We start from the raw sequence: 24,332 nt of genomic DNA on the forward strand, positions 1-24,332 counted from the left end.
AGGAAATTGCCAAGTTGACGTCGCCGTTATATGGGTGACGTCCAATGCGCCTGACGCTGGACGTCGCGCATTGAGCAATCCTATCGGGTGGACCATGGCGCGCGCCTTTCTCTTCGTTCTTGATTCCTTCGGTGTCGGCGGCAGCCCGGATGCGGCCGCCTATGGCGACGAGGGCGCCGATACGCTCGGCCATATCGCCGAGTTCTGCGCGGCGGGTGCCGCCGACCGCGGCCTGCGTTCCGGCCCCTTGTCGCTGCCGAACATGTCGGGTCTCGGCTTGCTGGAGATCGCCAAGGCGGCAACAGGCAGCTATCCGGCCGGCATGCCGCAGCCGGAAAAGCTCTTTGGTCTCTACGGCTGCGCCAACGAAGTGTCGCGCGGCAAGGACACGCCATCCGGCCATTGGGAAATCGCCGGCACACCCGTCATGTTCGACTGGGGCTATTTTTCCACCGAGGGCGACGCATTTCCGCCGGAGCTGGTCGATGCCATCTGCGAGGCCGCCGATCTCCCCGGCATTCTCGGCAACTGCCATGCATCTGGCACCGAGATCATCGCCAAATATGGCGAAGAGCATATCCGTAGCGGCAAGCCGATCTGCTACACCTCGTCAGACTCCGTCTTCCAGATTGCCGCGCATGAGCGCCATTTCGGCCTCGAACGGCTGATCGCTCTCTGCCAGATCGTCCGCACCCTGCTTGATCCTTATAATATCGGCCGCGTCATTGCCCGCCCCTTCGTCGGCGAGACGCAGGCGACATTCGAGCGTACCGGCAACCGCCGCGACTTCTCCGTGTTGCCGCCGGAGCCGACGCTGCTCGACCGACTGGTCAAGGCCGAACGCACCGTGCATGCGGTTGGCAAGATCGGCGATATCTTTGCCCATCAAGGCGTCTCCCGCATCATCAAGGCCAACGGCAACATGAAGCTGATGGATGCGACGCTAAGGACGATGGACGAGGCCGGCGATGGCGACCTCGTCTTTACGAATTTCGTCGATTTCGACATGGTATATGGCCATCGCCGCGACGTGGCCGGCTATGCGGCCGCGCTCGAAGCCTTCGACGCAAGGCTGCCGGAGGTGCACGAGAAGCTGAAGCCCGGCGATCTCGTCATCCTGACAGCCGATCACGGCTGCGATCCGACCTGGCGCGGCACCGACCATACGCGCGAGCGTGTGCCGGTTATCGCCTACGGGCCTGGCATCCGCTCGCGCTCGATCGGCGTCCGCCAGACCTATGCCGATATTGGTGAAACCGTTGCACGCCATTTGGGAATTGCGGCAGGGCCGCATGGAAGGAGTTTTCTGTGACATCGCATTTGAAAAAGGTCGAGCTGCATTGCCATCTCGAAGGCGCTGCTCCTCCGGCGCTGACGTTGGCACAGGCACGGAAATATAATGTCGACACCAGTGCCTTCATGCATGACGGTATCTATCTCTGGAAGGATTTTACCGAATTCCTCGTCTGCTACGACAAGGTTTCCGAAGTCTACCGCACCGAGGAAGACTATGCGCTGCTGACCGAGACCTATCTTGAGGAGCTTGCGGGCATCGGCACGATCTACAGCGAACTGATCGTCTCGCCCGACCATGGCGACCGGATCGGCCTCGGCGCCGATGCCTATATGGCCGGCGTTTCGGCCGGCATTCGTGCAGCGCAGGAAAAGAGCGGCATCGTCGCCCGGCTGCTCGTCACTGGCGAACGTCATTTCGGACCGGACCGCGTCATCAAGGCCGCCGAATATGCCGCCAAAAGCGATAACCCGTTGATCACGGGTTTCAACATGGCGGGCGAAGAGCGCATGGGCCGGGTTGCCGATTATGCACGCGCCTTCGACATTGCCCGCGAAGCCGGCCTCGGCCTCACGATCCATGCCGGCGAAGTCTGCGGCGCCTTCAGCGTCGCCGATGCAGTCGAGCTGGTCCGTCCGTCGCGCATCGGCCATGGCGTGCGCGCCATCGAAGATGCCGATCTCGTCAAGCGCCTCGCCGATCTCGGCACGGTGCTGGAAGTCTGCCCCGGCTCGAACGTCGCGCTGAATGTCTTTCCCGACTTCCCGTCGCACCCGCTGCGCAAGCTTCGTGACGCGGGCGTGCGCGTGACGATTAATTCCGACGACCCGCCCTTCTTCCACACCTCCCTGAAGCGCGAATACGAGCTGGCGTCCGCCGCCTTCGGCTTCAGCGACGACGAGATCAATGCCATGACTCGAACGGCAGTCGAAGCCGCGTTCGTGGACGACGCAACGCGGGCGACGCTGTTAGCGAGGATATGACCACATCGTTTTAGGTCGCCGACTGGGGATGACGTTCCAAAATGCGGCCTATTTTCTTGCACCACAGACGATTTCCGTGAAAGAAACATCAGATATCGCGGAATTATTGGAAGGCTGAAATCATGGACGGCGTCACTGTCATCGATCACCCGCTCGTGCAGCATAAATTGACCATCATGCGCAAGAAAGAGACGTCGACGGGAAGCTTTCGCCGGCTTCTGCGCGAGATTTCGACGCTGCTTTGCTATGAAGTGACGCGCGACCTCGAACTGACGATCGAGACGATCGAGACGCCGCTGCAACCGATGGACGCGCCGATCCTCGAAGGCAAGAAGCTGGTCTTCGCCTCGATCCTGCGCGCCGGTAATGGCCTGCTGGAAGGCATGCTCGACCTCGTGCCCTCGGCCCGCGTCTCGCATATCGGCGTCTACCGCGATCACGAAACGCTCCAGCCGGTCGAATATTACTTCAAGGCGCCGGAAGATATTTCCGAGCGCCTGATCATCGTCGTCGACCCCATGCTGGCAACGGGCAATTCCTCGATCGCGGCAATCGACAAGCTGAAGGAACGCGGCGCTCATAATATCCGCTTCCTCTGCCTGCTCGCCGCGCCGGAAGGCATTGCCAATTTCCGCAAGGCGCATCCGGACGTACCGGTCTTCACCGCGGCAATCGACAGCCATCTCAATGAAAAGGGTTATATCGTCCCCGGCCTCGGCGACGCCGGTGACCGCATGTACGGCACGAAGTAAATCTCGACATTCCATTTGCTTTTTTGGGCCTGGCAGCCTCCAACTGCCGGGCTTTTTATTGATCTGTTTAGCGGCCTGTCAGCGAAACTATATTAAACAGCAGGGATCAATGGGCTGGATATGGAAAAGCCCATGGGAAGGATCTCGCCGATGCTCATTCGCGTTCTTGTCATTACCGGCATCATTGCCGCCGCGGCTACGCAGGTCCCAGCGTTGCTGACTTCGCAAATGGCAAGCAACGAAGGCTCGACGCCCGCAATCAAGGTTGCCGTGCCGCAGCAGCCGGTCGTGGCGACGGCTGCTGGCTATGGAAACGTGTTGTTGCAGGCGGGTGCGGGCGGCCACTACGAAGGCGATTTCAAGATCAACGGCCGGCCGGTGCATGGCATGATCGATACGGGCGCGACCTATGTGGCAATCAATGAGAGCACCGCACGCCGCCTCGGCATCAGCGGCAACGATCTCGATTATCGCTACACCACGCAGACGGCCAACGGCCCATCCAAGGTGGCTCTCGTCAAACTCGACCGTCTTGAAATCGGCACGATCAAGGTCCGCGATGTCGACGCCGTGGTCGCGAAAGACGGCGCATTGAGCACAACGTTGATCGGCATGAGCTTCCTGAAAAAGCTCAATTCCTATAGTGCCGAAAACGGCTCGTTGCGGCTGACGCAATAATTACCGGTCAAATCCGGGTAACGATCACCGACGGCAGAACGGGTGCGGCATCGCCGATCCGGTAGTTCGCAGCCAGATCGGCTGCGGCCCTTTCGGCGCTCGCCTCGTCGGCCGCATGAACGGTTGCGATGCGATCGCCTTTGCTGACCCTTGTTCCGAGCGGCAGGATATCGCTGAAGCCGACGCGATGGTCGATCTTGTCCTGCGGATGACGGCGGCCGCCGCCGAGATCGATGACGCTCATGCCGATGGCGCGGGCGTCGCAGGCTGCAAGCCAACCGTCCGAAGATGCAAGAACAGGCTTCTGCACGGACGCCGCAACTAGGTATTTGTCCGGATGATCCAGCAGATCGGCAGGGCCGCCGAGGGCGTGGACCATGCGGGCGAACAGCTCGGCCGCCTTGCCGGAAGAGAGCGCTTCGCGCGCTTTCGCCTCAGCCTCAACCAATGTCTTCGCGATCCCAGCCTGCGTCAACATCTCGGCGGCGAAGGCCAGCACGACCGTTTCGAGCCGCGTGCCCGCCTTGCCACCCTTCAGGAAATCCAGGCAATTGCGGAGTTCGACGACATTGCCGGCGGCATCGGCGAGCGGCTGGTTCATGTCGGTGATCAAAGCGGAGGTTTTGACCCCGGCGCCATTCGCCACCTCTACCAGCGATCGGGCCAGCGTCTCGGCCTCTTCCAGAGAGGTCATGAAGGCGCCATTGCCGATCTTGACGTCGAGCACCAGCGTCTCGAGGCCGGCGGCCAGCTTCTTCGACAGGATCGAAGCGGTGATCAGCGGCACGGAATCGACCGTGGACGTGACATCGCGCACGGCATAGAGCTTGCCGTCGGCGGGCGCCAAGGCTCCGGTCTGGCCGATGATGGCGCAACCCACCTCATCCACCACCTTGCGGAAATGGGCGGCATGCGGGGTGATGCCATAGCCGGGGATCGATTCCAGCTTGTCCAGGGTGCCGCCGGTGTGCCCGAGACCGCGGCCGGAAATCATCGGCACGGCAAGGCCGCACGCCGCGGCGATCGGTGCCAGCATCAACGAGACATTGTCGCCGATGCCGCCGGTCGAATGTTTGTCGGCGATCGGCCTGTCGATGCCGGACCAAGAGAGCATATCGCCGGAGCGAGCCATGGCCAAGGTCAGCGCCACGGTCTCTTCGCGCGTCATGCCGCTGTACCAGACGGCCATGGCGAAGGCGCCGATCTGGCTTTCGGCCAACTCATCCCGCGCAAGGGCCGCGATGAAGGCGTCGATATCGGTGACGTGAAGCGTGCCGCCATCCCGCTTCCGCCGGATGATTTCCTGCGGGATCATGGCTCAGTATCCGGATGCTGCCGCGCTCGACTGCCCGCCGCCGAGCACGTTGAGGATATCGTCGAGCAGGCTCGACGCGCCGAAACGGAAAGTCGAGGGCATCGCCCAATCCGGCGCCATAATGGTCTCGGCAAGGCTCAGATAGAGCGCCGCATCGGCGACGGAGCCGATGCCGCCAGCCGGCTTGAAACCAACCTTGCGGCCACTCTGGCGGATCGCCCGCAGCATGATGTCGGCGGCCTCGAGCGTCGCATTGACGGCGACCTTGCCGGTCGAGGTCTTGATGAAATCGGAACCCGCCTCGATCGCCAGTTCGGAGGCGCGGCGGATCAGCGTCACGTCCTTGAGTTCGCCGGTTTCGAGGATGGTCTTTAAGAGCACCGGTCCCTTGCACTCGGCTCTGACGGCGGCCACCATGTCGGTGACGGCCTGCTCATTGCCGGCCAACAGCGCACGATAGGGGATGACGAGATCGATCTCGTCGGCGCCATCGGCGATCGCCTCGCGTGCTTCGGCGGCGACATCAGCCACTTCCATATCGCCGGCCGGGAAATTCACCACGGTCGCGATCCGCACCGCATGGTCGGTTCCGAGAATGCCGCGTGCCTGGGCGACGAAACGCGGCCAGATGCAGATGGCGGCGGTGTGGCCATAGGGTGACTGGGCGCGCGCACAGAGCGTCTCGATCTGCGCCGGCGTGCAGTCGTCCTTCAGGTTGGTGAGATCGAGAAGGGAAAGCGCAACGGCCGCCGTTTCTCTAAGGGAATGGCTCGTCATTGTTCGTTTCCTCCGTCCGCAATCATTTCCTTCAAGATGGCGGCAAGGCGAGCGCCGCCGACCGGGGCCATGTCCTTCGTCTCTTCATGCGTAAGCTCGGCGCCGGTCATGCCAGCCCCATAATTAGTAATGACGGAGGCGGCTGCAACCCTCAGGCCGAAAAGTCGCGCAAGAATAACTTCCGACACCGTCGACATGCCGACGGCATCGGCACCCAGAATGCGCGCCATGCGGATTTCCGCCGGAGTTTCGAAGCTCGGGCCTGAGAACCACATATAGACGCCGTGCGACAGCTTGACCTCGGCCTTTTCCGCCGCCTTGCGCATGCGCATGATCAGGTCGGTATCATAGGCACTGGTCATGCCGACGAAACGCTTGTCGCTTTCCTCGCCGATCAACGGGTTCATGCCGGAATAGTTGATGTGGTCGGTGATCTGCATCACCGATCCCGGCGGCATTTCCTCTCGCAGCGATCCGGCCGAATTGGTGAGGATCAGCGTCTCGACGCCGAGAGCCTTCAGCGTCTCGATCGGCACGCGCATGGCGTTGGCGTCGCCCTTTTCATAATAATGCACCCGGCCGGACAGCATGATGACCGGCACGTCGCCGAGATAACCGGCGACTAACGTGCCGGCATGACCGGAGACGGCACTAACGGGGAAATCGGGGAGATCGGCATAGGGAATGCGCACGGCATCCCTCACCTGATCGACCAGCGAGCCAAGCCCTGAGCCAAGGACGATGCCGTAGCGTGGCTGGAGATCACCGAGCTTTGCGGCCAGGAGGTCGACGGCGGCGCTCATCCGAGTATCTCGGTTTCGAAGCTGAAGGGCAGCATCTCGTCCATGGTCATGGTCTTCTTCACGCCGGTTTCGTCGCAGAGATAGATGCGGGTTTCCTTGCTGGCGAACTCGGCGATCTTCTGCCGGCAGCCGCCGCAGGGCGGGCAGAGCGGCAGCTTTTCGGCAATGACGGCCATTTCGACGATCTTCTTGGCACCGGCCATGATCATATGGCTGATCGCGGTCGGCTCGGCGCACCAGCCCTGCGGGAAGGAGAGGTTCTCGATATTCGCGCCGGTATAGACCTTGCCGTCCTCGGCACGGATGGCCGCACCGACAGGGAATTTCGAATAGGGGGCATGGGCAAAGGCCATCGCTCCGCGAGCGGCCTCAAACAGATCATGCGACATGGATCAGCGCTCCTTGGTGTAGGGCACGCCGCCCGCCTTTGGCGGTTTGGCGACGCCGATGAAGCCTGCGAGCAGGATGCAGGTCAGAATATAGGGCAGCGCCTGGAAAATCTGCACCGGCACTTCACCGATGCCAGGCACGGCCTTGCCCTGCATGAAGTTGGCGAAAGCATCGAGGAAGCCGAAGAGCAGGCAAGACAGCATCACCGGCACCGGCCTCCATTTGGCGAAAATCAACGCCGCAAGTGCGATATAGCCCTTGCCGGCGGACATATTGGCGATAAAGCCAGCCGACTGCGCGATAGCGAGATAGGTGCCGGAGAAGCCGCAGAGAATACCGGCGCAGATCAGCGAGCGATACCGTAGCCAGGCGACCGAAATACCAGCCGTATCGACCGCACCAGGATTTTCGCCAACGGCCCGGAGCCGCAGGCCAAATCGCGTCCGATACAAAATCCACCAGCAAATCGGGACAGCGAGGAAAGCGAGATAGGTAAGGATATTGTTGCCGGAAATGAGGTTGGCATAAATCGGCCCGACGATAGGCACATCTCGCATCGCATCCGCACCTGGCAGAATGATCGGCACAAAACGAGCGTCCGCGCCGAGCTGTGGCGTGCGCCCTCCCTGACCAAACCAAGCCTGGCCAAGCACGACCGTCAATCCTGCAATGAGAAAATTGATGGCAACGCCAGAGATGATCTGATTGCCGCGACTGGTGATCGAAGTGAAACCGTGGAGGAGACCGAACGCAACGGAGACCACGATGCCCGCCCCCAAACCCGCCCAGGCAGAGCCGCTGACGGTGGCTGTGCATGCGGCAGCAAACGCTGCCGCCAACATCTTACCTTCAAGGCCGATATCGAAAACACCGGCACGCTCGGAAAACAAACCGGCGAGTGCCGTAAAGATCAAGGGGATCGACAGGCGGACAGTCGAACCGAGCACACTGATCAGGATGTCATAATAATCCATCGTCGCCCCTCATGCCCTGCCAAACAATTGATAGAGACGCACGAATGTCGGACGAAGCATGTATTCGAGTGCGCCAACGAACAAAATAACTAGTCCTTGGATTAGGGCAATCATGTCGCGGTTGATCGCAGGCATGTCGAAGGAAACGCTGTCGCCTCCTTGATAGAGGACGCCGAAGAGAATAGCCGCGAGAATGATACCGACGGGGTGATTGCGCCCCATTAGGGATACCGCGATGCCGACGAAGCCGGCGCCCGCGACGAACTCGACGCCAAGGCGAGCCTGCGCACCCATGATGGGGTTTAGAGCCATCATCCCGGCGAGGCCACCTGATATCAGCATGGCAATGATGACGGTGCGCGCATAAGGAATACCGGCATAGACAGCTGCAGTAGCACTGAGGCCGAGCGTGCGCATCTCGTAGCCGAGTTTGGTGCGCCAGATGAGCAACCAAACGAAAAAGCACATGACCAGTGCGATTAGGAAGGACACATTGAGCGGCGCGGCACCGATCGACGAGCCGAACATGCTGAGAAGCCAATCAAGTTTCGGCAGTTGGCCTCCTTCAAGAAAGGTACGAGTTTCCGCAGCCTGCTTTCCCGGCACGATCAAGACATGCGACAGTAGATAGACCATCAGCGGAGCGCCGATGAAATTGAACATAATCGTCGTGATGACGATATGGCTGCCGCGTTTTGCTTGCATCCAGGCCGGAATAAAAGCCCAAGCAGCACCGAAAGCGGCAGCGCCAACCATCGCGAACGGCATCGTCACATACCACGGCACATATTTATCCAGCGAAAGCGCCACCAGGGCTGCACCAAGGCCGCCGAGATAGGCCTGACCTTCCGAGCCGATGTTGAACAGACCAGCATGAATGGCAACGGCGACCGACAGGCCCGTGAAAATGAAGCTCGTAGCATAATATAGTGTGAAGCTAATCGACGTGCCGTCTCCAAGGGCGCCTTGCACCAACGAAACAAAAGCATCGAACGGATTTTGGCCGATGAACCATATAACAAGACCTGAGACAAAAAGAGCCAGCAGTAGATTTACTAGTGGGATCAGGCCATAATTGATCCAATTGGGAAGCGGAACGGAAGCAGTGCTCATCAAGGCCTCATGCGGCAATGCCGGCCATCATCAGGCCGAGTGTCTGTTCACCGGCGTCAGCCGTTTTCTCGCCGACGACGTGGCCGGCGAACATGACGAGGATGCGGTCCGAAAGGGCGCGGATTTCATCCAGCTCCACCGACACCAGCAGGATCGCCTTGCCGGCATCGCGCATCTCGATGATGCGGCGATGGATGAACTCGATGGCGCCGATGTCGACGCCGCGCGTCGGCTGGCCGATCAGCAGAGCCTTCGGATCGCGCTCGATCTCGCGGGCAACGACGATCTTCTGCTGGTTGCCGCCGGAGAAATTGGCGGTCTTCAGCCGGGCGTTCGGCGGGCGAATGTCGTATTTCTCGATCTTTTCGATGGCATCCTTGCGCATGGCATCGAGATCGAGCATGCCGGCCCTGCCGTATTTCGCATCACGGTGGTAGCCGAGCATGGAATTTTCATATTCCTCAAACTTGAGGACGAGGCCCATGTGATGGCGGTCTTCCGGAATATGGGCAAGGCCGAGTTCACGCAAGGCAGCGGGATCGGCGGTGCCAATCGGCTCGCCGTGCAGGTGGATTTCGCCCGAGGCGGGCTTGCGGATGCCGGCGATCGCCTCCAATAGCTCCGACTGACCATTACCGGCGACGCCAGCGATGCCGACGATCTCGCCGGCCCGGACGTCGAAAGAAACATTGTCGACCATGGTGACGCCACGACCGTCCTTGACGGTCAGATTGCGGACGGAGAGCACGACCTCGCCGGGATGGGCAGAGCCTTTTTCGACGCGCAGCAACACGCGACGGCCGACCATGAGCTCGGCAAGCTCTTCGACGGTGGTTTCCGCCGTCTTGCGCGTGGCGACCATTTCGCCGCGGCGCATGACCGACACCGTATCGGTAATGGCCATGATTTCGCGCAGCTTATGGGTGATGAGGATGATGGTCTTGCCCTGATCGCGCAACACGCGGAGAATCCGGAACAGATTGTCGGCTTCGGCCGGTGTCAAAACGCCGGTCGGCTCGTCCAAGATGAGGATCTCGGCGCCGCGATACATGGCCTTCAAAATTTCGACGCGCTGCTGCTGACCGACGGGAAGCTCCTCGATCAAGGCGTCCGGATCGACATCGAGGCCATAATCCGTTTCCAGGCGCCTCAGTTCGGCGCGGGCAGCCGTGACACCCTTCGCCAACAAAGCGCCGCCTTCGGCGCCGAGCATGACGTTCTCGAGCACGGTGAAATTATCGACCAGCATGAAATGCTGGTGCACCATGCCGATGCCGGCGGCAATGGCCGTCTGGCTGTCGCGGATGGCGATGGGATTGCCGTTGATGCGGATCTCGCCGCTGTCGGCGTGATAGAAGCCGTAGATGATCGACATCAGAGTCGACTTCCCGGCACCGTTCTCACCGATGATTCCGTGGATCGAGCCCTTGGAAACGGTCAGGTTGATGTCTTTGTTGGCATGGACGGCACCGAACTTCTTGTCGATGCCCACGAGTTCGATGGCAGGCGTTTGGCTCACTACGCAGCTCCAGAAATCAGGCTTCCGGATAAGAAAAGGGCGTATGACGTTTGAATACGTCATACGCCCTTATTTCATATCAGCTCTTCGGGCAGGCGTTGTCGGTGGTGTAGTCGTGCACCTTGATCGTGCCGGAGATGATGTCGGCGGTTGCCTTGTCGACGGCGGCCTTCATTTCCGGCGTGACGAGCGGCTTGTTGTTGTCGTCCATAGCAGCACCCACGCCCTCTTCCTTGAGGCCGAGTTCCTGCGTACCGGCCGTGAACTTGCCGTTCTTGGCATCGGTGAAGGCGTTGTAAACGGCGAGGTCGACGCGCTTGACGACGGAGGTCAGGACCGAACCCGGATGCAGGTAGTTCTGGTTGGAGTCGACGCCGACCGAAAGCTTCTTGTTGTCGGCAGCCGTCTGCAGCACGCCGAGGCCAGTCGCGCCGGCAGCCGCGTAAACAACGTCAGCACCCTGGTCGATCTGGTTCTTGGTGAGCTCGCCGCCGCGAACCGGGTCGTTCCAGGCAGCGCCGGTCGTGCCGGTCATGTTCTGGAAGACTTCGATCTTCGGATTGGCGGCGCGGGCGCCCTGCTCATAACCACATTCGAACTTGCGGATCAGCGGAATGTCCATGCCGCCGACGAAGCCGATCTTGCCGGTCTTCGAAGCCATGGCAGCCATGACGCCGGCGAGGTAGGAACCTTCATTTTCCTTGAACTTGACGGAACGAACGTTCGGCAGGTCGAGGCTGTCGTCGATCAGAACGAACTGGGTCTTCGGATATTCGGCAGCAACCTTCTGCAGAGCGGACGTCCAGGCGAAGGAGACGGCGATAACCGGATTGAAGCCCTTGCTGGCGAAGTTGCGCAGCGCCTGTTCGCCCTGGGTGTCGCCCGTCGGCTCGAAGTCGCGATAGGCGACGCCGGTTTCCTTCTTGAACCTTTCGGCGCCGTTATAGGCCGCTTCGTTGAAGGACTTATCGAACTTGCCGCCGGTGCCATAAACGATCGCCGGCTTAATGTCGGCCGCAAGCGCCGTTGCCGACATGGCAGCCAAGGCGAAAAGGGTCAAAAGGGATTTTTTCATGAGTTGCAGCCCTATTGTTGCTATCTTGTTGGGTCCTCCCGCAAGCCCGTTGACCGGACATGTCTGCGGAACCGCCGGCCTCCCCCGAGGCCAAGCTGGCGCATCCTTGCATGGCTGCAGGAAAAATTCACGAGAAATTTTTCAGTTGGTAAAGATTTGTGGGAATTGCCAAAAACCCGCCCAAGAGAGCTGATTTTTGAACATTTTCGCCCTCAAACTGCGATTTTATTAGCCAACCAAGGGCCGATAGCCGATATCGCTGAGACGACTTCAAGCGCTTGCCACGCTCGTGTCCGGTTGCCTCGAGACTCGAGTAGTCTATATCACAATGATTGTCCAAAACACATTTGATCGCCTGATTTCGCGAGGCATCTCGTCGCGTCAAAATCCCTGCCTCAGAAACTTTTCATCATCGAAGCCAGAACTTCCCGCAGATCGGTTCGGCCCCTTCTTATGTCGCCGACATCTGGCTCCGCATCGATCCGCCCGGCATTGTCGGCGTCATACAATTCGGCAACCAGGTCGGCATAGCTTGCGCTCAGCCCTCCCCGAACGAGTGCAGGGATCCAGTCCGGGCGAGGCATCTCGCTGGCGATAATTTTCCGGCCGGCAAGCTCTCCAGCAATCCGCGCAACATTCTCGACGCTGTAGCGATCTGGCCCCTCCGCATGAATGATGCTAAGGGGTGCCTGGGTGCCGGATAGCAGCAATTCGCCCGCGATGACACCGACATCGGGGGCCGACACCGTGGGAAATAGTTTGGTGACCGGATGATGCAGGCTTGGGAGCACCCCGGTCTCGATCGCGCGTCCGATCTGGCGGCTCCAATTCTGCATGTGTTCGGCCGAGCGCAGGAAGGTCAGAGCGGCGGGCAGCTTTTTCAGTTCGGATTCCAGATGATGGAAAATCAGCGTGATGCCTGTGTCGGATGCAAGATGCGCGCCGTAGTCGGAGATTGTCAGAACGGAGCTCGGCCTGTTCCGGTCGAGTGCATCGACGATCGTTCTTATACTGTTTTTCATCTCCGCGGCTGCATCATCCGCCTGAACACTTGTGGGGCAGATGATCTGCACGGCCGTCGCGCCGTTCATGCTTTCAGCGAGAGCCGCACTGTCCTGAATGTCGGCGATGGCGATATCGCAACCCATGGCACGGAGATCATCGGCGCTATTTTGACGTCGCACGACGGCTCTTACCGGTGCGCCATGGCGGCGGAGTTCGGCAATCGTCGCCCGCCCAATCTTTCCGGTCGCGCCCAAAATTACGAACATCTCTTCATCCTCAAACGTTCATCGTGGATGTGGAGCATGCTGTTTTTATGCGTCCTGTCGCACAGGATCGGACAATGGAGAGCAGAAACGGACAGCAAAATTACGTGCCGACGCGACCTTCCCTGGACTATCGCCGCATGCGGGCGATGCCGGTCGGTGTTATGCCGAGAATGCGCTTCATCGCCTGTGCCATATGGCTCTGATGGGCGAAGCCTGCGGCGAGCGCGATCTGGCTGATCGACAGCTCTCCCATGGCAAGCAGGTGTCTGGCGCGCTCCACCCGGCGGCGGATCACATATTGATGCACCGGCATGCCGAACGAGCGGCGAAACAGCACCTTCAGATGCGAAACGCTGATCGCCGCCACCTCCGCCAACTGTGCCAGCGATAAATCCCCATCAAGATGGGATTCAATGAACTCGACCAGCCTGCGTCTCTGGTTCGATGAAAGCTTTTGCCTAGCCGAGACGGTTGTCGCATTGAACGGACCACCGATGAGCCGCACCGCCAGCGCCCTGCCAAGGCTTTCAACGAACAGGCGGTCGGAGGGTTCATCCACCTTCATTTGCGTTTCCAGCGCCAGGGCGATGTGCTCGATGCCTGGATCGCGATGCTGAAACTTGGGACGGATGGCAATGCTGTCGGGATCGATCTCCATATCCTCCGCCGCACTGCGCATGATTGCAGGGCTCATCCAAAGGCGCAGAATCGTGCAGTCGGCATCATCTTCCCACTCACCATCCAATCCGGTCGGAACGATATCGATATCGCCATGCGACTGAACGCGGCGATGCTGCCGGCCGTCGCACCGGCAGGAGGCGTTAACCGGCGCTCCCATATGAATTCCAAGACGGTGAAACGGTGTTGCGGGAATATATGTCAGGCCAGCAGCGATATGCCATCGGGTCGCTCTGATGCCGAAGGGGCCGAGGTCGTGGTCAAGCAAGTTCCATCTCCCGTCTCCAGCGCCCGGTGGACCGGATTCTTACTGCGTCCGGGCGGTCTAAACGCTGAAGCGACCGGCAACCGGCGGCTTCTTGTAGGCGGCCATCCACAAAAGCAGCGAGATCGCCAGGAACACCGCGAAAGCCGGCTGGAACAAAAGCCACTGCATGGCCAGATCATAAAGGCGCGGATGGATATAATAGGAAATCAGCGACTGGACGGTCGCAAGGGACGACGGGCTGACATCGTTCCAGGCATCCTCCATCGGGGTCAGCACCACGGCGGAGGCCGCAACCGATTGGATGGAATCGATGGTGCCGGCGACCACCGCAACGACCAGCGCTACAAGGCTGGCAAAACGCAACAAGAAACGCATCGAACCCTCCGCATACTCACTTCCCGTCGGCCGTAGTCGACTGAGTTACTGCATTCCGCTCCGTCCTTCTTCTTAGATATGATCGGAGCCGGATAAGCGCAATGGACCAAAGGTCTGGAGTTTTCTGTCGGGAAGTCAAAAATCTGTCAGATTCGGGTTGATCCTAAGAAATTCATCGGTATATATCGCGGCCGTTCCGACGATTTGCCTCCTGACCGGTTGCGAAACGCCAAAGGACAGGTGGCCGAGTGGTTTAAGGCGCACGCCTGGAACGCGTGTGTACGTGAAAGCGTACCGAGGGTTCGAATCCCTCCCTGTCCGCCATTCTCGAAATTTTCGATAATCATTTCAGCTTTTTATTCTCTTCCGGTAGCCGCGAAGCGTCATGCCGATCGACAGCATGACGCCAGCAAGCATTGCGTGGCGAGAACTTTGAGTGTGAGCCGCGTCGACTCTCGCTTTTTTCTTATTTTTAGTTTCTTGCCGCAGCCGCGTCTATGCCACGCAGATGCCAGGGACCGCGACCTTCTGGAACAGATGGGGCGAGGCAACGGACGAGGATGGATAGGCCGAGATTTTTTTCCTGAACTCCGGATGCGTAAAGGCGGCTCGGAAATCAGCCATAGTCTCCCAGACGGCATAGTTCAGATAGGCGGGGCTCTCGCCGACCGCGCGATGAAGCTGGGTCGAAATGAAACCCGGCTGCCGCTTCATGAACGCGGCATCGTCTTGCCATGCATTGAGGAACGTCTCCTCATCCGCCTTATCGAGCGTGAAGAGATTCACGAGGACAACGGGGGCGGCTTCGACGGTGATTTGGCGGTCAATTGGAAATGAGGGGTCCATTGGACGCATTGGTGACATGGTGTGCTCCGTTCGATATGGTTGCATGATGTCAATCTGACGCCATACACGTAGATAATTGACATTATGATGTCAAATAGAATACAGGATGACAAATGCAAGAGACCAAACGAACGCCGGCCGGAATCGCCCTGACCGATCTGATTCTCGATTTATTCAGGCTTCACAGCCGCGTCCTCGCCTCCGGCGACAGGCTGGTTGCTCCACTCGGCCTGACGAGTGCTCGCTGGCAAATCCTCGGCGCCATCAATTCGGCGGACCGGCCGCAGCCGGTTGCGTGGCTGGCGCGCGATATGGGAGCCAACCGGCAAAACGTGCAGCGCATCGTCAACGATCTCGAGAAGGACGGACTCGTTGCTTTCGAGCCCAATCCGCATCACCGGCGGGCGCAGCTCATCCTGATGACGGACAAAGGCAGGCAGACATTCGACGCCGCCATGCGTCTGCAAGCCCCCTGGGTCAACGACCTCTCGGACGGGCTCTTGGTCGAGGACATCGAAACGATGCGCGGGGTCATGTCGGTGCTGCGCGGCAAACTGGAAAGAAATGAAGATGCTGAAGAGCAGGTCTGATCGCTATGGCGCTGTCGCAGTCTCAATTCACTGGCTGAGCGCCATCCTGATCCTGGTCCTGCTCGGCTCCGGTTTCCGGGCCGCAAATGCTGTGGACGCGGCCAGCAAGGCTGCTTTCCTGCGCTTCCATATTCCAGTAGCGATCGCAATTCTGTTCTTGACGCTGCTTCGCATTGTCTGGTGGTGGCGTTTTGATCGGAGGCCACTGCCCGCGGAGGGATTGCCTCTCTGGCAGGAGCGCATCGCGGGCGGGGTTCACATCGCCTTCTACCTCGTCATTCTTGGTATGGCTGCCAGCGGCATCGGCATGATGATCCTAAGCGGCGCGGCACCCGCTATATTTGGGGCACCCGGGGCGATGTTGCCCGACTTCACCGATTATCCGCCGCGAATACCGCATGGTTTGGGTGCCTTCTTGCTTGTCGGGCTGCTGGTGTTTCATGCCGGTGCGGCCCTTTATCACCAATTCGTTCGCCGCGATGGTCTGCTCCAGCGCATGTGGTATGCCGGGTCGTCCGGCGATTAGAGATGTGCGGAGTCCACGCGCAAGCCTTGGGACCTCACCTTCGGCCTCTTATTATTTCATTGCGATCCCGCCTTGCCTTTCGCCACCGTCCTCAGATGCTCGACCAAATCGCGCGCGAAGGGAGACAGATCCTCAATAGCACGCATGCAGAGCAAGAGACGGCGTGTTGCCCAGTCGTCGGTCAGCCGGACACAGCGGATGGCCATCGATCGCCTGCATCTTTTCGCGGCGGTTTCCGGCACGATCCCGATGCCGACGCCTTGGGCCACCATTCGGCAGATGCCCTCGAATGTTCGCATCCGGACCCGAAACTTCAGCGGATGGCCCGCACGGGCCGCATGCTCGTCGATATGGTCCTGCAAGGGGCTGCCGATCGTCAATCCGACGAATTCCTGTCCGACGACTTCGGCAAACGCAAGCGCCTTTGCCGAAGCCGAGGGATGATCGGCAGGCAGGACGAGAAGGAGGCGGTCGATGGCGAAGGGCAGGAGCTGCAAATTGCCGGTATCGACAGCGTCCGAGATAATGCCGATCTCCGCCAGGCCGCCCGCCACCGCCTTGACGATCTCGGTGCTCAGCCGCTCGTTCAGATCGATGTCGATATGCGGACGCGTTGCAAGATAGGGCGCAAGCGCCTCGGGAAGAAACTCCGTAATGGCGGCCGTGTTCGCCAGCAGCCGGATATTGCCCTTCAGCCCCTTGGCATAGACGCCCAACTCGCCCCGCATATGGTCGATCTGCCGAAGGATGATGCGCGCGTGGTGTGCCAGAGCCTCGCCGGCGGCCGTCGGCGCGATCCCCCTGCGGCGGCGTTCGAGCAGCCGCACGCCGCTCACCTCTTCCATTCCGCGTAGCCGTTCGCTGGCCGAAGGAAGCGCAAGATTGGCGCGCGCCGCTCCATGGGTGATGCTGCCCGCCTCGATGACGAGCAGGAACAGGCGAAGGTCGGTGAGATCGAAACGCATGGGCCGGAAGGCTATCATGCCCCCAGCCTTCGGAACAGCCAAAGGCTGAGTTAGGATCATCCGCATTGCGGGCGGCCAGCGGAATTGCCACAAATGGCGGCATGTTCGACCATTCTTCCTGGCTGATCCTTGCCACCGCTTCAACTTTCCTCCTCGCCGGCATCGTCAAGGGTGTCACCGGCATGGGCTTGCCGACGGTCGCCATGGGGCTGCTGGGCGCTATCATGCCGCCGGTGGCGGCAGCCGCCTTGCTGATCGTGCCATCCTTCGTCTCCAATGTCTGGCAGTTGTTCGCCGGACCGAGTTTTGCCGCGCTCGCCGGAAGGCTATGGCCCATGCTGCTCGGCATTCTTGTCAGCACGGTCGCCGCCACCTCGATGCTGGCGAGCGACAATACGCAGTGGACCACGATGGCGCTGGGTGCCGCCCTGATCATCTATGCCGGCTACACCCTGTTTGCCCGGCAACTGTCCGTGCCGAAAAGGGCCGAACCCTGGCTGTCGGCGCTGATCGGTCTGATGACCGGCGCGGTCACTGGCGGTACCGGAGTCCTTGTCATTCCCGCCGTTCCCTATCTTCAGGCCCTCGGATTGGGGAAGGACGATCTGATTCAGGCGCTCGGGCTTTCCTTCACGGCTTCGACCATCGCTCTTGCAATCGGACTGGCGGCGCGCGGAGCCTTTCAGCTCGACAATCTGGCGATGTCCTCGCTCGCCGTCGCGCCGGCGCTGCTTGGAATGTGGCTGGGGCAGGCGATCCGGCGGAAGGTCAGTCCCGCAACGTTTCGCCAATGGTTCCTTGTCGCCCTCATCGTTCTCGGTGCGGAGCTCGCTCTGCGTCCGCTCTTCTAGCACAGCATCGGCCTGCGAAGCCCTCTTCCGGGTTTCGAGTTCACGGCGTCATGCGATATAAGGGCGGCATCAGGGAGGCGGATCAGCATGGAATTCCAGGACGACGATCTCGAAAAATTTGCCACAGACGGCGCGGCGGCGCTGCCGGCAACGGATATCCAGGGTCATGTCGAAAACGACGGCGCCCGCATTTGGTATGCGGCCTACGGGTCCGGCATGCCGGTGATCCTGCTGCATGGCGGTCTCGGAAACAGCGGCAATTGGGGATATCAGGTTCCGGCCTTGATCGATGCCGGCTATCGCCCCGTCGTCATCGATAGCCGTGGCCACGGGCGCAGCACCCGCGATTTGCGGCCCTATAGCTATGAGCTGATGGCATCGGACGTGCTGGTCGTGATGGACAGGCTGCACATTGAAAAAGCAGCCGTCGTCGGATGGAGCGACGGAGCATGCACCGGCTTGATCCTCGCCAGGACCAATCCGGCGCGCATTAGCGGCGTTTTCTATTTCGCCTGCAACATGGACCCCAGCGGCACGAAGGAATTCGTGCCCACGCCGATCATCGACCGTTGCTTTTCCCGGCATGTGAAGGACTATGCCGCGCTTTCGGCCACTCCGGATCAGTTCGACGCCTTCGTTCAGGCAGTCAGCCTGATGCAGCGGACGGAGCCGAACTATTCCGCCTCCGATCTCGCCGAGATCGCCGTGCCTGTTGCCATCGTGCACAGCGAGCACGACGAATTCATCAAGCGCGACCACGCCGACCATCTTGCCCGCAGCATTCCAGACGCGGAGCTTATCCTGCTTCCCGGCGTCAGCCATTTCGCACCGCTGCAGCGGCCGGCGCAGTTCAACGATGCGATGCTGGCTTTCCTCCGCAAGAACACCTGGTAGCCGAAGGCTCTGGCAGGAACGCGGCGGAATCATCATTCTCCGGATCTTGCTTGCGCGGGATTTGGTTGCGCGCATCCGATTGTTCGGATAAATGATGGTCATCATATTTCGAACACTCCCCAGACCGAACCGCCGCTGACCGGCCCTTCCGCCCAGGGAGCAAAATCCGCTCCAGGCAGGAGAATTTCATGACAACTACTTTGTTTTCGCCGCTCGCCGTCGGTCCATACGAACTGGCGCATCGTGTCGTCATGGCGCCGTTGACGCGCATGCGGGCAGGCCAGCCGGGCAACGTGCCTTCAGCGATGAACGTCGAATATTATGCGCAGCGCGCGTCGAGGGGCGGGTTGATCATTTCCGAGGGTTCGCAGATTTCGCCCGCCGGACAGGGCATGCCGGCAACACCGGGCATCCATACGCCGGAGCAGATCGCCGGCTGGAAAGCGGTCACCCAAGCGGTTCACGCCAAGCGCGGCCGGATCTTTCTGCAGCTCTGGCATGTCGGCCGCATTTCCCATTCCTCACATCAGCCTGGCGGCGCCCTGCCATTCGCGCCGTCGGCGATCGCGGCTGCCGGAAATGCTTTCACGGCGGCATTCGAGCGCGTGCCCTTCGAGACGCCGCAGGCAATCGATACTGATCTGATGCCCCTGCTGATCGACGTCTACGGCCAGGCGGCTGCCAATGCGAAGGCGGCCGGTTTCGACGGCGTCGAAATCCACGGCGCCAACGGCTATCTGATCGAACAATTCCTGCAGGCCCGTTCGAACCAACGCACCGACCAATATGGCGGTTCGATCGAGAACCGGACACGCCTGCTGCTGGAAGTCATCGAGGAGGTGTCCAAGGTCTGGGGTTCGGATCGCGTCGGCGTCCGCCTCTCTCCCTTCGGCATTGCCAATGACAGCGGCGAGGACGATCCGTTGCGGCTCTACGGCCATGTCATCCGCGAGCTCGACCGGCTGCACCTTGCCTATCTACACCTGATCGAGCCGCGCGCCAGCGGCGCCGGCCAAGCCGAAGTCGACCACAAGAACGTACCGTCGGCAGCAGAGCTCTTCCGTCCTGCTTGGTCCGGAACCTTAATCGCCGCCGGCAATTTCAAGCCTGAAACCGCCGAGGCTACCCTCGCCGCCGGCCATGCTGACGCCATCGCTTTCGGCCGCCTGTTCATCGCCAATCCCGATCTGCCGGAGCGCATTCGCCGCGGCGCGAGCCTCAACCCCTATCATCGCCCGACCTTTTACGGCGGCGGCGCAGAGGGCTATACGGATTATCCGACATTGGACGCCAGGGAGGCTGCGGAATGAGTATGCCAAGCGCCATCATCGTTGGAGTGGGAGCGGAACAAGGTCTCGGCGCAGCCCTCTGCCGGCTGCTGGCCGACAAAGGCTACCATGTCATCATCGCCAGCCGGACGTTGGAAAAGATCACCAAGGTCGCTGACGCCATCAATGCCTCCGGCGGCAGTGCCGAAGCGATAGAAACCGATGCGACCAACGAAGCCGCGGTGAAGCGGCTGTTCGAGCGTGCCTTTGCGCCGCAGGATGAGATCGATCCGCCGGACTTCATCGTCTTTAACGCCGGCATCAATCGTCATGTCGGCTTTCGCGGCGTCACCGCCGCCGAGTTCGAGGAATTCTGGCGCATCTGCTGTTTCGGCGGCTTCCTCGTCGGCCGGGAGGCGGCCCGGCATCTCGTCCCCCTCGGACGCGGCACAGTGATCTTTACCGGCGCTTCGGCAAGCCTGCGCGGCAAGGCAGGATATGCGCAGTTCGCCGCCGCCAAGGCGGGCTTAAGGATGATCAGCCAGAGCATGGCACGGGAGTTCGGGCCGCTCGGCCTGCATGTCGCCCACACCATCATCGATGGCGGCATCGACGGCGAAAGATTGCGGTCAAGGCGGCCGGACGTGGAGGCCGACGCACTGCTCAACATCGATGCCATCGCCGAGACCTACTGGCATATCCACCGCCAGCATCCCTCCGCCTGGACGCAGGAGATCGACCTGCGCCCCTATAAGGAAACGTTCTGAGGCCGGCGCTTACCAGCGCCGACCCCATAAAAATCCTCAGCCGGCAGGAAAGGGATTGCGTTCACTAAAGCCGCGCTGATGCCAATAGGGGTAGGTGGGCGTTTGGGCGCTGGCGGCATCGAGGCGGGCGACCTGCTCCGTTGTCAGGTTCCAACCGACGGCACCGAGATTGTCGCGCAACTGGCCTTCGTCGCGGGCGCCAACGATAATGCTCGACACCGTCGGCCGCTGTAGCAACCAGTTCAGGGCCACCTGCGGAATAGTCTTGCCGGTTTCCTTCGAAACCTCGTCAAGCGCATCGACCACAGCGTAGAGATACTCGTCATCCACCTGCGGGCCACTGTCCGCCGTCTTGTGCAAGCGGCTGACCTCCGGCAATGGTTGGCCGCGACGGATCTTGCCGGTCAGGCGGCCCCAGCCGAGCGGGCTCCAGACGACGGTGCCGACCTTCTGATCGACAGCAAGCGGCATCAGTTCCCACTCGTAATCGCGGCCGACAAGCGAATAATAGGCCTGGTGCGCGACATAGCGCGGCAGGTTGTGGCGATCGGCCGCCGCCAATGACTTCATCAGGTGCCATCCGGAGAAATTCGAGCAGCCGACATAGCGAATCTTGCCGGCACGCACGAGATCGTCGAGCGCCGACAGCGTTTCCTCGACCGGTGTCATGGCATCGAAGCCATGCAACTGGAAGAGGTCGATATGATCGGTCTGCAGGCGCTTCAGTGAAGCTTCCACGGTCTTGATCAGGTGGAAGCGCGAAGAGCCGACATCATTCGGCCCATCGCCCGAGCGAAAGGTTGCCTTGGTGGAAATCAGCACCTTGTCGCGGCGACCCTTGATCGCCTCGCCCAGCACCTGCTCGGCAACGCCGCCGGAATAAACATCGGCGCTGTCGAAGAAATTGAGACCGGCATCGAGGCATATATCGATCAGACGGCTTGCCTCATTGACGTCGGTGGCGCCCCAGGCACCGAAAAACTCGCCTTTGCCGCCGAAGGTGCCGGTACCGAAGCTCAGGACCGGCACGCGAAAACCCGATCCGCCGAGATAGCGATAGTCCATAACATAACCTCCAAAAGGATGGATGCATCAAAGATGGCGCGCGAGAGCGAACCGTACGGAGGTCGGACCGCACTCGTGCTTGAGTGATGTGTGGCGGTTACCCGGTTTGTTCAACACCTTCGATGCCCGCCGTCCGCATCTCGATCACTTGGCGGGCGGCCGCTGCGGCGGCATCCTTCTCGCTTGCGACTTGGACCGTCGGGAAGGCAAAATGGATGTCGTTTTCATCGAAGGCCTGCTTGATCATCGCCAGGGCGTTACGACGGATGACGGAGACTTCGCCGGGCTTGGTGGTGATCGCCAGCCTGATCTCGATCGCGAAATCACCGAACTGCTCGACACCCTTCATCTTCAGCGTCTGGATGATGTTGGGTGCCAGTTCCGGATCATCGAGCAGTCGCTGGCCGATCTCCTTGATGATCCGCTTGGTCTTCGTCAAATCGGTGTCGTAGGTGACCTTGATGATGATCTTGTCGATCGCCCAATCGCGGTTCATGTTGTTGACCGCTCCGAGCGAGCCGAAGGGAACCGTCGCCAGCGGGCCGCGCTGATGACGAAGTTTCACCGAACGAAGGCTGAAGGATTCCACCACGCCCTTGTGGTTGCCGCTTTCGATATATTCGCCGATGCGGAAGGCATCATCCCAGAGATAGAAGATGCCGCTGATGACATCCTTGACGATGGTCTGCGCGCCAAAACCGACGGCAACGCCAACCACACCGGCGCCGGCGATCAGCGGCCCGATCTCGATACCGAGACCCGACAGCACCATCATGATGGCGATGATGCCGATGGCCACGGCAAGGATATTGCGGAAGATCGGCAGCAGCGTGTGCAGCCGGGCGCGGCGGGCCCTCATCTCCTCGCTGTCGCTGACGAGCGGCGCAGACGCGGACAGCTTGGCATTGATGTAGGTCCTCGACAGATGCCAGAGCAAATCGGCGGCGAGCAGAATGACGATGCCGCCGATGATGCCGCGTGCGATGCGGTCGATCATGGATTCAGGCGGCCTCATCATCATGGTTGCTTCAACACCGAGCATATGGCCGAGCCAGAGGGCAGCAAGCGCGATGATGACGGCGCGTACGCCGCGGTCGAGCAGCACTGTCGCAAGCGTGCCAGCACCTAGAACACCGCCAGCCGCATCATGCAGCGCTTCCACCGCCCGCGACGACACCGAAAGCGCGCGCGGCAGCAGAATGACATAGATGCCAAGCCAGAGCAGACCATTGAAGCCGCTCACCCACAGGCACCAAAGCGCGGCGAAATAGATGGTCAACAGCCACGAGATGACCTTCCTGCCATTCGTTCCAGCATGCGCGGGACGCGCCCAGACAGCTTCGACGGCAATCAGGAACAGGCCGATGCCAAGCGTATAGCCGACAAGAGCGCGGGCGCCATCGGAGAAGCCGAGCGGCTCCATGGCCTGGACCACCGCCCAGCCGCAGGCGAAATAGATGACGAAAAGGGTGCCTCGCCTGTACCAGTATTTCGCGACGCGCCGCCGCTCGGCGATCCGCGCAGCGCCACCATCCTCATCGAGAACATCGCTCGCCCTTCGCATCGCTATCAGCTCCATCAGCAGTCTGCCGAGCGAGACCGCCAGCCTTATGGAGACGATCGCGATGACGCAGGCGATTGCAAAACTTTCGATGATCGGCGGCCAATCGAAGATGAGAAGCGGAACCAGCATCGCCACGCCATGAACGATGGCCGGCACCACGCCGCCCATGAACTGGAAGCGCGCGGCCTGCAATTCGGTCTCAACCCCGGCCGCCCGCTCGGTACGCTGCATATGCTTGGCATTGATCAGGCGGGCAACCACCAGTTCGGCCACGAGACCAAAGAAAAACAGCACCACCGCCTGAATGCCGATGCGCACCCGGCCCGCCGCCTCACCTTCGTTTTCAAGCCGCTTGGTGGCAGTCATCACCTCGGAAGGCAAGGTCATCGCGGCTTGAGACACTATCTCCAGGTGCCGTCGGGTATGGCCGAGCGTATCGGACAATTCCGACATCTGGCCGCCGCCCGAGCTAGGATTGTCCGTCGACGCAGGCTTGGCATTCACCTGCGACGCAAGCCACTGTTTGACGTCGGGCTCGTTCATCAACTGAATGAGTTCGCGGACCTTCTCCGGTGGCGGAGCGGCGGCCGATGGTGCGGCCGCAGTTTGCGCATGGACCGCAGCCGGTACGGCAAATGCAATAAGACATAGAAGCAGAGCTCCAATCGACCGCCTGCCACCCCCGACAATACTCATATGCGCCGCCCTTCTCGCAATCGGCCCGATCAGCC

Annotated in this window: 25 protein-coding genes and 1 tRNA gene; 11 read left to right on the forward strand and 15 right to left on the reverse strand. The window is 60.6% G+C overall.

Annotation, left to right across the window (positions count from 1 at the left end; genetic code table 11):
- Window positions 1-94 precede the first annotated feature (94 nt).
- The 4 genes from ACXHXG_RS06250 (at window position 95) to ACXHXG_RS06265 (ending at window position 3,707) form a co-directional block, all read left to right on the forward strand.
- Window positions 95-1,312 (forward strand): phosphopentomutase, encoded by a 1,218-nt coding sequence (locus ACXHXG_RS06250; protein ID WP_457898831.1) that lies wholly within the window; start codon window positions 95-97, stop codon window positions 1,310-1,312.
- Window positions 1,309-2,277, forward strand: a complete 969-nt coding sequence (locus tag ACXHXG_RS06255) for an adenosine deaminase (protein ID WP_283048548.1) — start codon at window positions 1,309-1,311, stop codon at window positions 2,275-2,277. Before ACXHXG_RS06250 ends, ACXHXG_RS06255 begins: the two co-directional genes overlap by 4 nt.
- A gap of 122 nt (window positions 2,278-2,399) precedes the next feature.
- Window positions 2,400-3,029: a uracil phosphoribosyltransferase gene (gene upp, locus ACXHXG_RS06260; RefSeq protein ID WP_104821634.1), complete on the forward strand. Its 630-nt coding sequence runs from the start codon at window positions 2,400-2,402 to the stop codon at window positions 3,027-3,029.
- Between the two features lie 150 nt (window positions 3,030-3,179).
- Entirely contained in the window at window positions 3,180-3,707 is a 528-nt protein-coding gene (locus tag ACXHXG_RS06265; protein ID WP_457898832.1) for a TIGR02281 family clan AA aspartic protease, read from the forward strand.
- A gap of 7 nt (window positions 3,708-3,714) precedes the next feature.
- Here ACXHXG_RS06265 and deoA read toward each other — a convergent pair whose 3' ends face one another.
- From deoA to ACXHXG_RS06320, 11 genes are all read right to left on the reverse strand, one after another.
- Window positions 3,715-5,022 (reverse strand): thymidine phosphorylase, encoded by a 1,308-nt coding sequence (gene deoA / locus ACXHXG_RS06270; protein WP_457898754.1) that lies wholly within the window; start codon window positions 5,020-5,022, stop codon window positions 3,715-3,717.
- Window positions 5,023-5,025: 3 nt separating this feature from the next.
- Window positions 5,026-5,799, reverse strand: coding sequence for a deoxyribose-phosphate aldolase (gene deoC / locus ACXHXG_RS06275; protein WP_283048544.1), 774 nt, complete (start codon window positions 5,797-5,799; stop codon window positions 5,026-5,028).
- The gene (locus tag ACXHXG_RS06280) at window positions 5,796-6,602 is read right to left on the reverse strand and encodes a purine-nucleoside phosphorylase (RefSeq protein WP_457898755.1); all 807 of its coding nucleotides are present in this window, start codon (window positions 6,600-6,602) and stop codon (window positions 5,796-5,798) included. The genes deoC and ACXHXG_RS06280 overlap by 4 nt, the downstream gene beginning before the upstream one ends.
- Complete coding sequence (locus ACXHXG_RS06285; protein ID WP_104821630.1) at window positions 6,599-6,991, reverse strand: cytidine deaminase; 393 nt, start codon at window positions 6,989-6,991, stop codon at window positions 6,599-6,601. Before ACXHXG_RS06285 ends, ACXHXG_RS06280 begins: the two co-directional genes overlap by 4 nt.
- A 3-nt stretch (window positions 6,992-6,994) precedes the next feature.
- Window positions 6,995-7,966, reverse strand: a complete 972-nt coding sequence (locus ACXHXG_RS06290) for an ABC transporter permease (protein ID WP_457898756.1) — start codon at window positions 7,964-7,966, stop codon at window positions 6,995-6,997.
- A 9-nt stretch (window positions 7,967-7,975) separates the two neighbouring features.
- Window positions 7,976-9,079, reverse strand: a complete 1,104-nt coding sequence (locus ACXHXG_RS06295; RefSeq protein ID WP_457898757.1) for an ABC transporter permease — start codon at window positions 9,077-9,079, stop codon at window positions 7,976-7,978.
- Window positions 9,080-9,086: 7 nt separating this feature from the next.
- The gene (locus tag ACXHXG_RS06300; RefSeq protein ID WP_457898758.1) at window positions 9,087-10,598 is read right to left on the reverse strand and encodes an ABC transporter ATP-binding protein; all 1,512 of its coding nucleotides are present in this window, start codon (window positions 10,596-10,598) and stop codon (window positions 9,087-9,089) included.
- 79 nt (window positions 10,599-10,677) lie between these two features.
- A complete protein-coding gene (locus ACXHXG_RS06305; protein ID WP_104821626.1) occupies window positions 10,678-11,673 on the reverse strand; it encodes a BMP family lipoprotein in 996 nt (331 codons plus the stop codon).
- 395 nt (window positions 11,674-12,068) lie between these two features.
- Window positions 12,069-12,944, reverse strand: coding sequence for an NAD(P)H-binding protein (locus ACXHXG_RS06310; protein ID WP_457898759.1), 876 nt, complete (start codon window positions 12,942-12,944; stop codon window positions 12,069-12,071).
- A gap of 127 nt (window positions 12,945-13,071) precedes the next feature.
- Window positions 13,072-13,890, reverse strand: a complete 819-nt coding sequence (locus ACXHXG_RS06315) for a helix-turn-helix domain-containing protein (protein ID WP_457898760.1) — start codon at window positions 13,888-13,890, stop codon at window positions 13,072-13,074.
- 57 nt (window positions 13,891-13,947) lie between these two features.
- Window positions 13,948-14,265 carry a hypothetical protein gene (locus ACXHXG_RS06320; RefSeq protein ID WP_457898761.1) on the reverse strand — a complete coding sequence of 106 codons (318 nt, stop codon included), beginning with the start codon at window positions 14,263-14,265 and terminating at the stop codon, window positions 13,948-13,950.
- Between the two features lie 234 nt (window positions 14,266-14,499).
- Here ACXHXG_RS06320 and ACXHXG_RS06325 point away from each other — a divergent pair.
- A tRNA-Ser gene (locus tag ACXHXG_RS06325) sits at window positions 14,500-14,589 on the forward strand.
- 171 nt (window positions 14,590-14,760) lie between these two features.
- Here the strand turns inward: ACXHXG_RS06325 and ACXHXG_RS06330 are convergent.
- On the reverse strand, window positions 14,761-15,129 hold the full coding sequence (locus ACXHXG_RS06330; RefSeq protein ID WP_457898762.1) for an antibiotic biosynthesis monooxygenase family protein: 369 nt from the start codon (window positions 15,127-15,129) through the stop codon (window positions 14,761-14,763).
- Between the two features lie 95 nt (window positions 15,130-15,224).
- Between ACXHXG_RS06330 and ACXHXG_RS06335 the strand changes: the two genes are divergently transcribed.
- Window positions 15,225-15,701 (forward strand): MarR family winged helix-turn-helix transcriptional regulator, encoded by a 477-nt coding sequence (locus ACXHXG_RS06335; protein WP_457898763.1) that lies wholly within the window; start codon window positions 15,225-15,227, stop codon window positions 15,699-15,701.
- The gene (locus ACXHXG_RS06340) at window positions 15,682-16,227 is read left to right on the forward strand and encodes a cytochrome b (RefSeq protein WP_457898764.1); all 546 of its coding nucleotides are present in this window, start codon (window positions 15,682-15,684) and stop codon (window positions 16,225-16,227) included. Before ACXHXG_RS06335 ends, ACXHXG_RS06340 begins: the two co-directional genes overlap by 20 nt.
- Before the next feature lie 56 nt (window positions 16,228-16,283).
- Here the strand turns inward: ACXHXG_RS06340 and ACXHXG_RS06345 are convergent, their stop codons facing one another.
- Window positions 16,284-17,210: a LysR family transcriptional regulator gene (locus ACXHXG_RS06345; protein ID WP_457898765.1), complete on the reverse strand. Its 927-nt coding sequence runs from the start codon at window positions 17,208-17,210 to the stop codon at window positions 16,284-16,286.
- An 83-nt stretch (window positions 17,211-17,293) separates the two neighbouring features.
- Here ACXHXG_RS06345 and ACXHXG_RS06350 point away from each other — a divergent pair, with 83 nt between their 5' ends.
- The 4 genes from ACXHXG_RS06350 (at window position 17,294) to ACXHXG_RS06365 (ending at window position 20,972) form a co-directional block, all read left to right on the forward strand.
- The gene (locus ACXHXG_RS06350; protein WP_457898833.1) at window positions 17,294-18,043 is read left to right on the forward strand and encodes a sulfite exporter TauE/SafE family protein; all 750 of its coding nucleotides are present in this window, start codon (window positions 17,294-17,296) and stop codon (window positions 18,041-18,043) included.
- Window positions 18,044-18,130: 87 nt separating this feature from the next.
- A complete protein-coding gene (locus ACXHXG_RS06355) occupies window positions 18,131-18,937 on the forward strand; it encodes an alpha/beta fold hydrolase (RefSeq protein WP_457898766.1) in 807 nt (268 codons plus the stop codon).
- Window positions 18,938-19,125: 188 nt separating this feature from the next.
- Window positions 19,126-20,247, forward strand: a complete 1,122-nt coding sequence (locus ACXHXG_RS06360; protein WP_457898767.1) for an alkene reductase — start codon at window positions 19,126-19,128, stop codon at window positions 20,245-20,247.
- Window positions 20,244-20,972, forward strand: coding sequence for an SDR family NAD(P)-dependent oxidoreductase (locus ACXHXG_RS06365; protein WP_457898768.1), 729 nt, complete (start codon window positions 20,244-20,246; stop codon window positions 20,970-20,972). The genes ACXHXG_RS06360 and ACXHXG_RS06365 overlap by 4 nt, the downstream gene beginning before the upstream one ends.
- Before the next feature lie 36 nt (window positions 20,973-21,008).
- Here ACXHXG_RS06365 and ACXHXG_RS06370 read toward each other — a convergent pair whose 3' ends face one another.
- Both ACXHXG_RS06370 and ACXHXG_RS06375 read right to left on the reverse strand, forming a co-directional pair.
- Window positions 21,009-22,037 carry an aldo/keto reductase gene (locus tag ACXHXG_RS06370; protein WP_457898769.1) on the reverse strand — a complete coding sequence of 343 codons (1,029 nt, stop codon included), beginning with the start codon at window positions 22,035-22,037 and terminating at the stop codon, window positions 21,009-21,011.
- 97 nt (window positions 22,038-22,134) lie between these two features.
- A complete protein-coding gene (locus ACXHXG_RS06375; RefSeq protein ID WP_104821615.1) occupies window positions 22,135-24,297 on the reverse strand; it encodes a mechanosensitive ion channel family protein in 2,163 nt (720 codons plus the stop codon).
- Between the last annotated feature and the right edge of the window lie 35 nt (window positions 24,298-24,332).

This window comes from Rhizobium sp. LEGMi-198b (assembly GCF_054114205.1).

Excerpts from the sequence above, each read along its gene's own strand:
- ACXHXG_RS06250 (WP_457898831.1), top strand. The coding sequence starts at position 95 with ATGGCGCGCGCCTTTCTCTTCGTTCTTGATTCCTTCGGTGTCGGCGGC.
- upp (WP_104821634.1), top strand. The coding sequence starts at position 2,400 with ATGGACGGCGTCACTGTCATCGATCACCCGCTCGTGCAGCATAAATTG.
- ACXHXG_RS06265 (WP_457898832.1), top strand. The coding sequence starts at position 3,180 with ATGCTCATTCGCGTTCTTGTCATTACCGGCATCATTGCCGCCGCGGCT.
- deoA (WP_457898754.1), bottom strand. The coding sequence starts at position 5,022 with ATGATCCCGCAGGAAATCATCCGGCGGAAGCGGGATGGCGGCACGCTT.
- deoC (WP_283048544.1), bottom strand. The coding sequence starts at position 5,799 with ATGACGAGCCATTCCCTTAGAGAAACGGCGGCCGTTGCGCTTTCCCTT.
- ACXHXG_RS06280 (WP_457898755.1), bottom strand. The coding sequence starts at position 6,602 with ATGAGCGCCGCCGTCGACCTCCTGGCCGCAAAGCTCGGTGATCTCCAG.
- ACXHXG_RS06285 (WP_104821630.1), bottom strand. The coding sequence starts at position 6,991 with ATGTCGCATGATCTGTTTGAGGCCGCTCGCGGAGCGATGGCCTTTGCC.
- ACXHXG_RS06290 (WP_457898756.1), bottom strand. The coding sequence starts at position 7,966 with ATGGATTATTATGACATCCTGATCAGTGTGCTCGGTTCGACTGTCCGC.
- ACXHXG_RS06295 (WP_457898757.1), bottom strand. The coding sequence starts at position 9,079 with ATGAGCACTGCTTCCGTTCCGCTTCCCAATTGGATCAATTATGGCCTG.
- ACXHXG_RS06305 (WP_104821626.1), bottom strand. The coding sequence starts at position 11,673 with ATGAAAAAATCCCTTTTGACCCTTTTCGCCTTGGCTGCCATGTCGGCA.
- ACXHXG_RS06310 (WP_457898759.1), bottom strand. The coding sequence starts at position 12,944 with ATGTTCGTAATTTTGGGCGCGACCGGAAAGATTGGGCGGGCGACGATT.
- ACXHXG_RS06320 (WP_457898761.1), bottom strand. The coding sequence starts at position 14,265 with ATGCGTTTCTTGTTGCGTTTTGCCAGCCTTGTAGCGCTGGTCGTTGCG.
- ACXHXG_RS06330 (WP_457898762.1), bottom strand. The coding sequence starts at position 15,129 with ATGTCACCAATGCGTCCAATGGACCCCTCATTTCCAATTGACCGCCAA.
- ACXHXG_RS06335 (WP_457898763.1), top strand. The coding sequence starts at position 15,225 with ATGCAAGAGACCAAACGAACGCCGGCCGGAATCGCCCTGACCGATCTG.
- ACXHXG_RS06340 (WP_457898764.1), top strand. The coding sequence starts at position 15,682 with ATGCTGAAGAGCAGGTCTGATCGCTATGGCGCTGTCGCAGTCTCAATT.
- ACXHXG_RS06345 (WP_457898765.1), bottom strand. The coding sequence starts at position 17,210 with ATGATAGCCTTCCGGCCCATGCGTTTCGATCTCACCGACCTTCGCCTG.
- ACXHXG_RS06350 (WP_457898833.1), top strand. The coding sequence starts at position 17,294 with ATGTTCGACCATTCTTCCTGGCTGATCCTTGCCACCGCTTCAACTTTC.
- ACXHXG_RS06355 (WP_457898766.1), top strand. The coding sequence starts at position 18,131 with ATGGAATTCCAGGACGACGATCTCGAAAAATTTGCCACAGACGGCGCG.
- ACXHXG_RS06360 (WP_457898767.1), top strand. The coding sequence starts at position 19,126 with ATGACAACTACTTTGTTTTCGCCGCTCGCCGTCGGTCCATACGAACTG.
- ACXHXG_RS06365 (WP_457898768.1), top strand. The coding sequence starts at position 20,244 with ATGAGTATGCCAAGCGCCATCATCGTTGGAGTGGGAGCGGAACAAGGT.
- ACXHXG_RS06370 (WP_457898769.1), bottom strand. The coding sequence starts at position 22,037 with ATGGACTATCGCTATCTCGGCGGATCGGGTTTTCGCGTGCCGGTCCTG.
- ACXHXG_RS06375 (WP_104821615.1), bottom strand. The coding sequence starts at position 24,297 with ATGAGTATTGTCGGGGGTGGCAGGCGGTCGATTGGAGCTCTGCTTCTA.